This window comes from Streptomyces sp. NBC_01335 (assembly GCF_035953295.1).
Classification (GTDB): Bacteria; Actinomycetota; Actinomycetes; order Streptomycetales; family Streptomycetaceae; genus Streptomyces.
Genome location: NZ_CP108370.1, coordinates 1,419,103 through 1,430,765, shown reverse-complemented (window position 1 = coordinate 1,430,765; position 11,663 = coordinate 1,419,103). Strand labels below are relative to the sequence as shown.

The window sequence follows — 11,663 nt, the reverse complement described above, 5'->3', positions numbered from 1 at the left end:
GTCGGTCGTGCAACCCTTTGTCGACTCCATTGTGCTTCAAGGGAGTTAACTCATTTGCAGGAGTCAATACCGATTGGTCAATCACTCCGAGCGCCTGGGTGGTGACCGTGTCGGGGTGGCCTCCGTGGGGGGCCTCTATGTCGTTCGTCAAGGCGTCCCTGTCGGGTTTGGGGTGGTTCGGGGTGGTGGGGTTATGCGGCGAGTTCGATGTCCTTCGGTGTCCGGGATTCGTAGAAGGTGCCGTCTCGGAGCATGGCGAACAGGACGCTGATGCGCTGGCGGGCGAGTTGGAGGAGGGCTTGGGTGTGGGTTTTTCCGCGGTCTCGTTGCTTGTCGTAGTGGGTCCGGGAGGCGGGATCGGCGTTCATGCGGGCGAAGGCGGAGAGGAACATCGCGCGTTTGAGCTGGCGGTTGCCGCCTCGGGGCGTGTGTTCGCCGTGGATCGAGGTTCCGGATTGTCGGGTGGTCGGGGCGAGGCCGGCGTAGGAGGCGAGGTGGGCGGCGGTGGGGAAGTTGGTGCCGTCGCCGATTGTGGTCAGCAGGACTGCGGCGGTCCTGACGCCGACGTCGGGCATCGAGGTCAGGACCTGGGAAAGAGGGTGGGCCTCCAGCAGGGTGTTGATCTGGGCTTCGAGGGCCCGGCGCTGTTCGTGGACGGCGGCGAGCGAGCGGGCCAGGGACGGGACCACGATGTCGAGGGTGCCGGTGCCGGGAACGATCACGGTCTGCTCGTCCAGGGCATCGAAGACGTCGTCGATCAGCCGTGCGGCCATGCGCGGGGCCTTGGGTCGGATCAGCTCGGCGAGTCAGCGTCGGCCGGCTTTGCGCAGGGCGGCCGGGGACCCGTAGCGCTTCAGGAGCCAGGTGACGGCCTGGTGGTCCAGGCGGGGGCCGAGGACGCGTTCGAGCGACGGGTGGAACTGGGTGAGCAGGCCGCGTATCCGGTTGCTGGTGCGGGTGGCCTCGGCGGCGAGGTCCTGGTCGAAGCCGGTCAGCACGGTCAGTTCGGCGGTGATCTCGTCGGTCAGTTCGAGCGAGCGCAGGGTGTGCGGCATGGTTCGCGCGGCGTCGGCGATGACGGTCGCGTCCTTGGCGTCGGTCTTGGCCTCGCCGGGGTAGAGGTCGGCGATCCGTCGCATCGCCAGGCCGGCAGGTAGGCGACGCGGCAGCCGGCGTCGCGGGCGACGGCCAGGGGCAGGGCGCCGATGGAGGCGGGCTGGCCAACGATTACCAGGGCGGTGCCGAATTTCGCGGACCGTTTGTCGAAGACGGCTCGCTGTTGGGTAGCGGCTTGTCGAAGATCTCCTTCTCGCGACCCGTCAGGGCGCAGTCCTCGCCTCCACAACAGCGATCAACCAGCTCAAGGCCCTGATCATCTCCGCGCCCGACTACCTCCGCGCCGAGCTGCGGAAACTCAAGCGCCCAGCACGGATTGCCCATTGTGCCCAGATCCGGGACCGCCCCGCCCAGGACCTTGAGCATGGGATGACAGCACGAGCCCTTCGGTCCACCGCCCAGCGCGTCCAGGCCCTGCAGGCCGAGGCCCAAGACCTCGAAAAGGAGATCCTCATCCTGATCCGGGAGGTCGCCCCAGAGCTCCTCGGCCTGCTCGGGGTCGGGCCGATCACCGTGGCTCAGATCCTGGTCAGTTGGTCCCATCAGTGCCGGTTCCGCTCGGAAACCGCCTTTGCGTCCTTCGCCAGCGTCTCACCAATCCCTGCCTCCTCTGGGCTCGTCAACCGGCACCGGCTCAACCGGAGTGAAGACCGGCAGCTCAACCACGCCATGCACACGATCACCCTGATCCGCATGCGGCTCGACCCCGCCACGAAGGCGTACGTCGCCCGTCGAATCACCGAGGGAAAGACCCCTCGCGACGCACAGCGATGCCTCAAGCGCGCCATTTGTCGCTCGATCTTCAAGACCCTCGAACGGACTGACCGCACCGCGACCAAGACCAGAAGCATCGAGGAACTTGTTCAAGCGGCTTGACGGGATACAGCAGCCTCGGGAGGGCGACCCGGGCGGGCACTCGTTCGTTCGGGAATGGTTCCGCCCGTGAGGGACGTGACTCATGGGCATGCCGCACACGAGAGGACAAGGGCAGCGGCGCCGGGCAGGCCGCACCATCCCCGGGAAAAGCCGTGCCTCCCCACCCACCCTTCCCGCAGGGCGCGCCGCAGGGGCCCGAGCCCGTTGCGGAGTGTCTCGCGCCACGCGGTCGGTTCCGGCGGAGGCACTCCGCGGATACGCGCGTGAGACGCCGGCGGTGGACCCGCTTTCCGTGCGGGAGAATCGGAAGCCGCCGCGTCTCGATCGGTCCCGCCACGTCGGACCCGGACGACGTCGCCCCGCGTGCGTCACGGCTCCGCTCGCGGGAACACAACGGCACGGGCCGGGGCGACGGCCCGAAACTACGCCACACTTCACAGCGCGCTCGGAGTCGGGACGAGGAGTTCCCGACGGGCGGTGGCACGGAACTGCTGATGTCGAGCTTGACGAGTGCGCGGGGCGAGGCTCCCGCCGGTGGCCTCTGGAAGGTTGGCATCCCCGCCGTAGAAGACGGCCCCCCGCATTGGCCGGGCACCTTGGCGCCGGCGGAGTCGCCCTCGGGTAAATCCGATCGCCCTCCGGGCGGATTCTGGCGTCTCGTGCCTGTCGGCAGCTCGGCCGACCCATGGGTACACAGGTCTGGGGATCCATGGCGGGGGCGAACCCCGCCATCCCCAGGCGCCACACCCACCGTGTGCGCGGACCGCAGCGACCTCCCCCACGCCGACACGACGACGGAGCCGGTCAAAGCGACCAACTGTCGCTTTGACCGGCTCCGTCTGGTCGGTCGACCTTGGTGTCCGAGGGGGGACTTGAACCCCCACGCCCGATAAAGGGCACTAGCACCTCAAGCTAGCGCGTCTGCCATTCCGCCACCCGGACAAGGTGTCTGTCGTTCTCGGGGCCGTTGTTCCTGTCCCGTTCCGACGTGGAAAACAATACCAAACATTCGGGGGCTCTCGATCACCCCCCGGATCCACCCCTCCGGCCCACCCCTCCGGCGCCCGCGTGCCGCCTCCGCTCCCGTCCGTGGGGCGGGCCTGTGTGACGGGCGCATGTCGTCGGGGGGACGGCCTTGGGCTCGGCGGGGCGGGCGCGCGAGGATGAGGGGGAGCACCACCGTGACAGTGGAAGGAATCAGTGTGAGCGAGAGCAGCGCCTCCCAGGCAGGTCCGTCCGGGAAGACCGGCAACGCCGAGAACGAGGTCGTGGACCTCTGTCGTGAGCTGATCCGGATCGACACCAGCAACTACGGGGACCACTCCGGCCCCGGCGAGCGGCTCGCCGCGGAGTACGTCGCGGAGAAGCTCGCCGAGGTCGGGCTGGAACCGCAGATCTTCGAATCGCACAAGGGCCGCGCGTCGACCGTGGCCCGGATCGAGGGCGAGGACCCCTCGCGGCCCGCGCTCCTCATCCACGGGCACACGGACGTCGTCCCGGCCAACGCGGCCGACTGGACCCACGACCCGTTCTCCGGCGAGATCGCGGACGGCTGTGTCTGGGGACGCGGCGCGGTCGACATGAAGGACATGGACGCCATGACGCTCGCGGTCATCCGTGAGCGGATGCGCAGCGGCCGCAAGCCCCCGCGCGACATCGTGCTGGCGTTCCTCGCGGACGAGGAGGCCGGCGGCACGTACGGCGCCCGCTACCTCGTCGACAACCACCCGGGACTCTTCGAGGGCGTCACCGAGGCCATCAGCGAGGTCGGAGGCTTCTCGCTGACGGTCAACGAGCAGCTGCGCCTCTACCTGGTGGAGACGGCCCAGAAGGGCATGCACTGGATGAAGCTGACCGTGGACGGCACCGCCGGGCACGGTTCGATGATCCACAAGGACAACGCCATCACCGAGCTGTCCGAGGCGGTCGGCCGGCTCGGACGCCACCAGTTCCCGGTCCGGGTCACCAAGACCCTGCGCCACTTCCTGGACGAGCTCTCGGACGCCCTGGGCACCGAGCTGGACCCGGAGAACATGGAGGAGACCCTCGCCAAGCTGGGCGGCATCGCCAAGCTCATCGGTGCCTCCCTGCGCAACACCGCCAACCCGACGCAGCTCGGCGCGGGCTACAAGGTCAACGTCATCCCCGGCCAGGCGACGGCCCACGTGGACGCCCGCTTCCTGCCGGGGTACGAGGAGGAGTTCCTCGCCGACATCGACCGGATCCTCGGCCCGAACGTGCGGCGCGAGGACGTGCACGCGGACAAGGCGCTGGAGACGACCTTCGACGGCGCCCTCGTGGACGCCATGCAGAAGGCCCTGGTGGCCGAGGACCCGATCGCGCGGGCCGTGCCGTACATGCTGTCGGCCGGTACGGACGCCAAGTCCTTCGACGACCTGGGCATCCGGGGATTCGGCTTCGCGCCGCTCAAGCTGCCGCCGGAGCTCGACTTCGCCGGCATGTTCCACGGTGTGGACGAGCGCGTACCGGTGGACGGCCTGCAGTTCGGCGTACGGGTGCTGGACCGGTTCATCGACCACAGCTGAGCCGGCACTCCGCACGTCCGCCCCCCGGTGACGTAATTCGCCCGCCTGTCCGTACCTCACCGGAAAGAGTGAAAGGGGGGTTGGGCTCGTAGCCCCCTGATTTTCTCCTCGTTACAGGTGATGCGGTCCGCGGCTGGGACCGCATTTCCAACGAGGAGGAACAATGATCAAGAAGATTGCCGCCGCTGCGGCTGTCACCGGTGGTCTCGTGCTCGCGGGCGCCGGCATGGCCGTTGCCGACGCGGGTGCCCAGGGTGCCGCCATCGGCAGCCCCGGTGTCATCTCGGGCAACACCATTCAGGTCCCCGTCCACGTTCCGGTGAACGTGTGCGGCAACACGATCGACGTGATCGGTCTCCTGAACCCGGCCTTCGGCAACACCTGCGTCAACGCCTGACGTTGAGCGTCAACCCGTAAGGGTTTGAGCCCGGTCGGCCCCGGAGCGCGCGCCATGCGCTCCGGGGCCGACCGGCATTCGGCCCTCGCACGGTCGTGTCCGGGGGTAATTCGGAAGTGCAGAAGGCAGGAAAACACCTATGCGACAGGTCACTCGTAAAGGCCTGATCACCATGGCGGCGGCGGGCGGAGTGCTCGCACTCGGTGGGGGCTACGCGCACGCCGACTCCGGAGCGGCTGCCGCCGCGACGAATTCCCCGGGAGTGGCATCCGGGAACACCATCCAGATTCCGATCGAGGTTCCGGTCAACGTCTGCGGGAATTCCGTCGACGTCATCGGTCTGCTCAACCCGGCATTCGGAAACAGCTGCGCGAACACGTCGCAGGGCGGCTCCGTGACCGGCGGCGGAACCGGCCGGACGTCCGGCTCCCCGCACGCGGGCGCCGGAGACACCTCGGCCCACCAGGGTCAGAACACCGCCCCGGGGACCGGCAAGCACCGCGCCACCGACTCCACCAAGGCGCTCGGCGGCGGTGGCGCCACGGCGGAGGGGGTCGCGCAGGGTTCTCCTGGCATCCTCTCCGGCAACCTCGTCCAGGCGCCGGTCGACATCCCCGTCAACGCCTGCGGCAACTCCGTGGACATCGTGGGCCTGCTCAACCCGGTCTTCGGCAACGACTGCGCGAACGACGCCACGTACGTTCCGCCGCCCGTCGTGCCGGAGGTCCCGGTCACACCGCCCGAGGAGCCCGTCGCTCCGCCGGCCCACGAGCCGCCCGCCCCCGAGGTGCACACCCCTCCGCAGCTCGCGGAGACCGGTGCCGGCGACCTCGGCATGATGATCCCGGCCGGCGCGGGCATGCTGCTCGCCGGCGCCGGAGCGGTGTTCTACCGCCGCTCGCGCAGCGCCGCCTAGGCGGACGTCCGGGACCGGAACCGGGAGGGGCCACACCGTCCGGACCGGGCCGGGGCGCGCGAGCCCGCCACGGTCCGGACGAAGGCCCACTCGGCGCGGTGCCGGGCATGAGGAAGAGGAGCGGGTCCCGCGATCGCGGGACCCGCTCCTGGCGTCACCAAGTGGCCCTGAGCTGGCGGATGATCCTCCGTCGCAGCCGCACCCTGCGGCTACCGTCGTGGCGGAGCGTCAGGCGGTCCAACTCCCAGTGCCCGTACTCGGCGTGGTCGGTCAAAAGTCGGGCCGCATCCTTGCGGGAGACCCCGCGCGGCACGTACACGTCGACAAATTCGTATTCCGGCATCGCATCTATTGTGCGGGCAGAGCCCCGGTACGGATAGCGTCTGCCTCATGTCTGATGCTGCGCAGCCCACCGCTGCCGAGGTACGTGCCGCCGCCGAAGCGGTCAAAGCCGCGATCGACCGTCACCTCGACGCGGTCGAACGCCGTAGCGGGGACGAGGACCCCGCCGTCTACGAAGCGTTCAACGCTCTCGCCGCCGCCGCCGAGGTCTACGACGAACTCCTCTACGAACGGCACGACGAAGTCACTCCCTTCGAGATCCCGGGCGCGGACGACTCCCTGCCCCCGTACGCCGGACCGGCCGAGCCGAGCGCGCTCAGCGTGCTGATCCGGCGCGACTACGCGGTGGCGGACCCGCAGCGGCTGCTCGCCCAGGCGCAACGCCTCGCGGACGCCGACCCGGACGACCTCGACACCGGCCACGCCGCGGTGGTCGGTACGAGCGTCCACGCCGCGCTCGGCGTGCTCTTCGGCGAGTACGAACCCGACGAGATCGCCTCCCGCCACAAGGAGTTCGGCCTCGCCGAGGGGGACTCCACGCTCTGGGTCGCCGCCGCCGAGGAAACGGCGGAACCGGGCGAGTGGCTCGGATCGCCGTTCGAGGACGTGGACCCGGAGCTGGTGGTGTGCCGGTTCGACGTCAGCTCCGTCTTCGACGACGACCTGGACGACGACGACTCCGACGACGATCTGGACGACCTGCCGTCCGGCGCCTGACCGCACCAGGGGGAGCCGGACGGCTCACGGAAGACCGGAGCCGGTGGCCCGGTGCGCGACGCACCGGGCCACCGGCCTGTCCGGGGCGGCGCGGGGGCTTTCGGGTTCTCGGACCCAGGCCGCCGCCAGCACACGCACCACGGCCAGCACGGCCAGCACGGCCAGGACGCCCAGGATGCCTAGGACGACGCGTCGGGCGTCGGCAGGGCCTCCAGGAGGGCGCGCAGCCGTGTGGTGCGCTCCTGCGCGGGGATCTCGGCCACGGCCCTGGGCAGCGCCCGGTCCACGCCGTGCACCACGGACAGATGGCGCTCACCCCGGCCGAACGCGGTGTACACCCACGGCCTGCTGAGCCCCTGCGCCGCGTCCCCGGGGAGCACGACGACCGCGGCCGGCCAGCGCATTCCCGCCGCCTGGTGGGCGCTGAGCGCCCAGCCGTGCCGGACCGCCGAGGCCACCCGGCCCTGCGGTACGACGACCTCGGTGCCCTCGCAGTCCAGCCGCAGCCCCTCGGCGTCGGCCGACACCACGACTCCGGGCACGGTCCGGCCGGGCGCGGGCACGTGGACCACCCGGTCGCCCGGGTCGAATCCGCCGAACCGGCCGGGCCCCGGGTTGAGGCGCTCCTTGAGCGCCGCGTTCAGCGCACGGGTGCCCGCCGAGCCGCCGTGGCCCACGGTGATCACCCGGGTGTCCGCGGTGTCGATGCCGAACGCGCGCGGTACGGAGTCGGCGACCAGCTGCACGGTGCGGTGCACGGCCTCACCCGCGTCCCGGACCGGCACGATCACCACTTCCTTGCCCGGCGCCTCGACCTGGTTCAGCTCCCCGATGCCGATGCCGGAGACCAGCTCGCCGATGGGCCCGGGGTCGGGTGTGCGGGAGATCACCTGCGGGCAGGCGCGGGCGGCGAGCACGTCCGCGAAGACGCGGCCCGCACCGGCCGAACCCAGCACCCCCGGGTCGCCGCTCAGCACCAGGCGCGTACCGTCCGCGAGGGCCTCCACGAGTGCCGCGGCGGTCTCCACGTCCAGCTGCGGGGCGTCCAGGACGACCAGCAGGTCGAGCGCGAGCGCCCCCTCCTCGTCCCGGCCGGGCCCCTCGGCGCCGGAGAGCAGCCCCGCGAGCGTGACGGCCGCTCCGGGGTCCCCGGCCCCGGCGGCCAGCCGGCGGCGGCCGTCCGCGCTGTGCGCGGCACCCAGCGCACGCAGGCCGAGCCCACGGGCCGCCACCAGCAGAGCGGCGGGCTCCGCGCGGGCCGCCTCGCCCCCGGAGTGGACGACCAGGCCCGCCCCGGCGACCGCACGGATCAGCTCGGCGGCCGAGGGCGAGGGTGCGGCGGAGGCCGCTTCCGTCCAGTCGGTGCCCTTCTCGCACGCGTTGGCCAGCCGGCCCAGACCGTCCGCGAGGGAGTCCTCGGCCAGGGCGTACCGGTCGAGCCCCAGCAGGGCCGGGCCCGACACCTCGGCGCCGACGGAGTCACCGGCGGCACCGGCGCCGGCGGTCTCGTCGTCTACGGCGGCCCCGGCCGCGGACTCCTCCCCGGCCGGAGACTCGGCGGGCTCCTCGGCCCCGGCCGGGTCCACGCCCTCCTCGAAGAGCAGCGCGACCCCCTCGGCCACCGCGTCGTCCACGGCGGCCTCCGGGTCCGTGACCCCGTGTCCGGCCAGCGCGGCCCGTACCGCGACGACGTCCAGGGCCGTGTGGCCGCGCACGGCGGCCTGCTCCAGCAGCCACCCCACCAGTGCGGCCGTCCGGCGCCCGTCGTCGGGGCCGCACTCCGGCCCCAGCAGGGCGCGGGCGAACCCGTCCGCCTGCTCGGGGCGCACCCCGGGGACGGCCAGCAGCTGCCAGGGGTCCTGCCGCAGCACCTCGGCCGCCTGCTCGCCCAGCGTCCGGGCGGCCGCCGGCGCCAGCGCCGCCGGGGCGCCCGCCCCGGCCAGCACGGCGCGTACCGCCTCCACGGCCTCCTCGGGTGCCTCCTGCGGCACCGGGGCGGCGGGGGCGGGCCGGGGGAGGGGTGCGCGAGGGCGGTCCGCGGCCGGGGCGGCGGCCGGGCGCGCGGCGGGGGCTGCGGGAGCCTCGTAGAACGCGGAAGCGGTCTTCTCGCCGCTCTCCACCGCCCGGACGGCGGCCAGCAGCTCGGCGGCCGTGCCGCTCAGCCGCGTCCCCGCCGCGATCGGACCGTCCTTCTCGGCCTTCCGCTGCTCGATGCGCCTGCGCAGCTCACGCTGGGCGGCGAGCTCCGCCTGCGCCTCGGACACCGCCGGGGCGTCGCCCGCCTCGCCCGTCCCGCCCGCGGTGGCCTCGGAGGTCTCGCCGGTCTCGGAACCGTCGGTGGAAGCGTCGGCCGCATCGTCGGCGGAGCCGTCCGCGGCGTCGACGGGCAGTCCCGAGGACTCCTCCGAGCCGCCTCCGGGCAGCCCCGAGCGGTCCTCGGCGCCGTTCTCGGGCAGCCCCGAGCGGTCCTCCGTGTCCTCGGTGTCCTCGGCCGAGTGGCCCGGGGTCTCCCCCCGGGGAAGCGCAGTCACAGCGTGCTCCAGTCCTGGTCCGGATAGCGGTGCACGGGCGCCGACACGTCGTCGAGCGCCTGGCAGATCTCGTCAGGAAGCGTAAGGGTCTCCACTGACAAAGCCTCGGTGAGCTGCTGCGCGTTGCGCGCGCCGATCACCGGGGCGGCCACGCCCGGCCGGTCGCGCACCCAGGCGAGCGCGACCTGCAACGGGGTGGTGGCCAGCCCGTCGGCCGCCGTCGCGACCGCCTCCACGATGCGGCCCGCCGCGTCGTCGAGGTACGGCTCCACGAAGGGCGCGAGCTGCTCGGAGGCCCCGCGCGAACCGGACGGGGTACCCGTGCGGTACTTGCCGGTCAGCACGCCGCGCCCCAGCGGGGACGAGGGCAGCAGCCCCACCCCGAGATCGAGGGCGGCGGGCAGCACCTCGCGCTCCACGCCGCGCTGCAGCAGGGAGTACTCCATCTGCGTGCTCGCCAGCCGGGTCCGCGCCCCGGGCGCCGCGAGCTGCCAGGTCGCCGCCTTGGCCAGCTGCCAGCCGCAGAAGTTGGACACCCCCGCGTACCGCACCCGGCCGGAGGTGACCGCCAGGTCCAGCGCCTGGAGCGTCTCCTCCAGCGGGGTCACCGGATCGAAGGCGTGTACCTGCCACAGATCGACGTAGTCCGTGCCGAGCCGCTCCAGGGATGCGTCCAGCGCGGCCAGCAGATGACCGCGCGAGCCGTTGAACCTGCGGTACGGATCGCGCACGCTGCCCGCCTTCGTGGCCACCACGAGGTCCTCCCGGGGCACCAGCCCGCCCAGGAGCCGCCCGAGGAGGTATTCCGCCTCCCCGCCCCCGTAGGCGTCCGCGGTGTCGACCAGAGTGCCGCCCGCGTCCCAGAAGACCTTCAACTGGTCCGCGGCGTCGTGCTCGTCCGTGTCCCGGCCCCAGGTGAGCGTGCCGAGCCCGATCCGGGACACACGAAGGCCGGTACGGCCGAGATGCCTCTGCTCCATGGGCGCAGAGATTACTGTCCGGGCCCCCGGAGCGGGGAAGCCTGTGGACAACCATGGCGCGGCCCTGCCCCTGCCGGACGGCGCCCCACCGCGCTAGAGTCCGGCGCACAGGGACGTTACTGATCAGTAAGGGGAGCGGATATGCGGCTCGGCATCAATCTCGGTTACTGGGGCGCGGGCATGGACGCCGACAACCTCGCCGTGGCGCAGGAGGCGGACCGCCTCGGCTACGACGTCTGCTGGGCGGCGGAGGCGTACGGCTCCGACGCGCCCACCGTGCTCACCTGGGTCGCGGCGCAGACCGAGTCCATCGACGTGGGGTCCGCGATCATGCAGATCCCGGCCCGGCAGCCCGCGATGACGGCCATGACGGCGGCCACCCTCGACTCCCTCTCCGGCGGACGCTTCCGCCTGGGCCTCGGCGTCTCGGGTCCGCAGGTCTCCGAGGGCTGGTACGGCGTCAAGTTCGACAAGCCGCTGGCCCGCACCCGCGAGTACGTCGACATCGTCCGCAAGGCGATGGCCCGCGAGCGCCTGACGTACGAGGGACAGCACTGGACGCTCCCGCTGCCCGGCGGCCCCGGCAAGCCGATCAAGCTGACCGTCCACCCGCAGCGCGAGCACATCCCGCTCTACATCGCCGCCATCGGCCCGAAGAACCTGGAGCAGACCGGCGAGATCGCCGACGGCGCCCTGCTGATCTTCCCGTCCGCCGAACACCTGGAGGAGACCGCGCTGCGGCACCTGCGGGCGGGCCGCGAGAAGGCCGGGCTGCCCCTGGCGGGCTTCGACGTCTGCCCGACCGTCCCGCTGGCGGTCGGCGACGACGTACAGGGCCTGGCGGACATGTTCCGGCCCTACACCGCGCTCTACGTCGGCGGCATGGGCAGCCGCAAGCAGAACTTCTACAACCAGCTCGCCCAGCGCATGGGATACGAGAAGGAGGCCGCCGAGATCCAGGACAAGTACCTCGCCGGCGACAAGAACGGCGCCGCCGCCGCGGTTCCGCACCGGCTGATCGACCAGACCACCCTGCTCGGCCCGGTCGACCGGATCGCCGACGGGATGCGCGCCTACGCCGAGGCCGGTGTCACCACCCTCACCCTCGCCCCGGCCGGATTCACGCTGGAGGAGCGGATCGCCGCCCTGCGCGCCGGTACGGAGGCCCTGGAGCGCTCCGGCGCCGCCGAGTAACCGTCACCGGCCGGAGCGGGCCCAGGACGCCACCGAGCCCGCTCCGGT

The 11,663-nt window shown here is 72.1% G+C and carries 9 protein-coding genes, 1 tRNA gene and 1 pseudogene; 6 read left to right on the top strand and 5 right to left on the bottom strand.

Features of this window, described 5'->3' with window-relative positions; translation table 11 throughout:
- Window positions 1-191 precede the first annotated feature (191 nt).
- A pseudogene (locus OG599_RS05885) lies at window positions 192-1,440 on the bottom strand (IS110 family transposase).
- A 45-nt stretch (window positions 1,441-1,485) separates the two neighbouring features.
- Here OG599_RS05885 and OG599_RS05880 point away from each other — a divergent pair.
- Complete coding sequence (locus OG599_RS05880; RefSeq protein WP_327174876.1) at window positions 1,486-1,992, top strand: IS110 family transposase; 507 nt, start codon at window positions 1,486-1,488, stop codon at window positions 1,990-1,992.
- Window positions 1,993-2,846: 854 nt separating this feature from the next.
- On the opposite strand, the gene OG599_RS05875 is transcribed toward OG599_RS05880, so the two are convergent.
- Window positions 2,847-2,934: transfer RNA gene (locus tag OG599_RS05875), tRNA-Leu, on the bottom strand.
- A 260-nt stretch (window positions 2,935-3,194) separates the two neighbouring features.
- On the opposite strand from OG599_RS05875, the gene OG599_RS05870 reads away from it, so the two are divergent.
- The 3 genes from OG599_RS05870 (at window position 3,195) to OG599_RS05860 (ending at window position 5,851) form a co-directional block, all read left to right on the top strand.
- Window positions 3,195-4,538, top strand: a complete 1,344-nt coding sequence (locus OG599_RS05870; protein WP_327174875.1) for a M20/M25/M40 family metallo-hydrolase — start codon at window positions 3,195-3,197, stop codon at window positions 4,536-4,538.
- 163 nt (window positions 4,539-4,701) lie between these two features.
- Complete coding sequence (locus OG599_RS05865; RefSeq protein WP_327174874.1) at window positions 4,702-4,935, top strand: chaplin; 234 nt, start codon at window positions 4,702-4,704, stop codon at window positions 4,933-4,935.
- 139 nt (window positions 4,936-5,074) lie between these two features.
- A complete protein-coding gene (locus OG599_RS05860; RefSeq protein WP_327174873.1) occupies window positions 5,075-5,851 on the top strand; it encodes a chaplin in 777 nt (258 codons plus the stop codon).
- 154 nt (window positions 5,852-6,005) lie between these two features.
- On the opposite strand, the gene OG599_RS05855 is transcribed toward OG599_RS05860, so the two are convergent.
- Complete coding sequence (locus OG599_RS05855) at window positions 6,006-6,194, bottom strand: DUF5703 family protein (protein WP_266702672.1); 189 nt, start codon at window positions 6,192-6,194, stop codon at window positions 6,006-6,008.
- Window positions 6,195-6,241: 47 nt separating this feature from the next.
- Between OG599_RS05855 and OG599_RS05850 the strand changes: the two genes are divergently transcribed.
- On the top strand, window positions 6,242-6,910 hold the full coding sequence (locus OG599_RS05850) for a hypothetical protein (RefSeq protein ID WP_327174872.1): 669 nt from the start codon (window positions 6,242-6,244) through the stop codon (window positions 6,908-6,910).
- 179 nt (window positions 6,911-7,089) lie between these two features.
- On the opposite strand, the gene OG599_RS05845 is transcribed toward OG599_RS05850, so the two are convergent.
- Together OG599_RS05845 and OG599_RS05840 are read right to left on the bottom strand one after the other, a co-directional pair.
- Entirely contained in the window at window positions 7,090-9,441 is a 2,352-nt protein-coding gene (locus tag OG599_RS05845; protein ID WP_327174871.1) for a helix-hairpin-helix domain-containing protein, read from the bottom strand.
- Window positions 9,438-10,421, bottom strand: a complete 984-nt coding sequence (locus OG599_RS05840; RefSeq protein WP_327174870.1) for an aldo/keto reductase — start codon at window positions 10,419-10,421, stop codon at window positions 9,438-9,440. The genes OG599_RS05845 and OG599_RS05840 overlap by 4 nt, the downstream gene beginning before the upstream one ends.
- A gap of 141 nt (window positions 10,422-10,562) precedes the next feature.
- Between OG599_RS05840 and OG599_RS05835 the strand changes: the two genes are divergently transcribed.
- A complete protein-coding gene (locus tag OG599_RS05835; protein ID WP_327174869.1) occupies window positions 10,563-11,615 on the top strand; it encodes an LLM class F420-dependent oxidoreductase in 1,053 nt (350 codons plus the stop codon).
- Window positions 11,616-11,663 lie beyond the last annotated feature (48 nt).

Excerpts from the sequence above, each read along its gene's own strand:
- OG599_RS05865 (WP_327174874.1), top strand. The coding sequence starts at position 4,702 with ATGATCAAGAAGATTGCCGCCGCTGCGGCTGTCACCGGTGGTCTCGTG.
- OG599_RS05835 (WP_327174869.1), top strand. The coding sequence starts at position 10,563 with ATGCGGCTCGGCATCAATCTCGGTTACTGGGGCGCGGGCATGGACGCC.
- OG599_RS05850 (WP_327174872.1), top strand. The coding sequence starts at position 6,242 with ATGTCTGATGCTGCGCAGCCCACCGCTGCCGAGGTACGTGCCGCCGCC.
- OG599_RS05860 (WP_327174873.1), top strand. The coding sequence starts at position 5,075 with ATGCGACAGGTCACTCGTAAAGGCCTGATCACCATGGCGGCGGCGGGC.
- OG599_RS05855 (WP_266702672.1), bottom strand. The coding sequence starts at position 6,194 with ATGCCGGAATACGAATTTGTCGACGTGTACGTGCCGCGCGGGGTCTCC.
- OG599_RS05880 (WP_327174876.1), top strand. The coding sequence starts at position 1,486 with ATGACAGCACGAGCCCTTCGGTCCACCGCCCAGCGCGTCCAGGCCCTG.
- OG599_RS05840 (WP_327174870.1), bottom strand. The coding sequence starts at position 10,421 with ATGGAGCAGAGGCATCTCGGCCGTACCGGCCTTCGTGTGTCCCGGATC.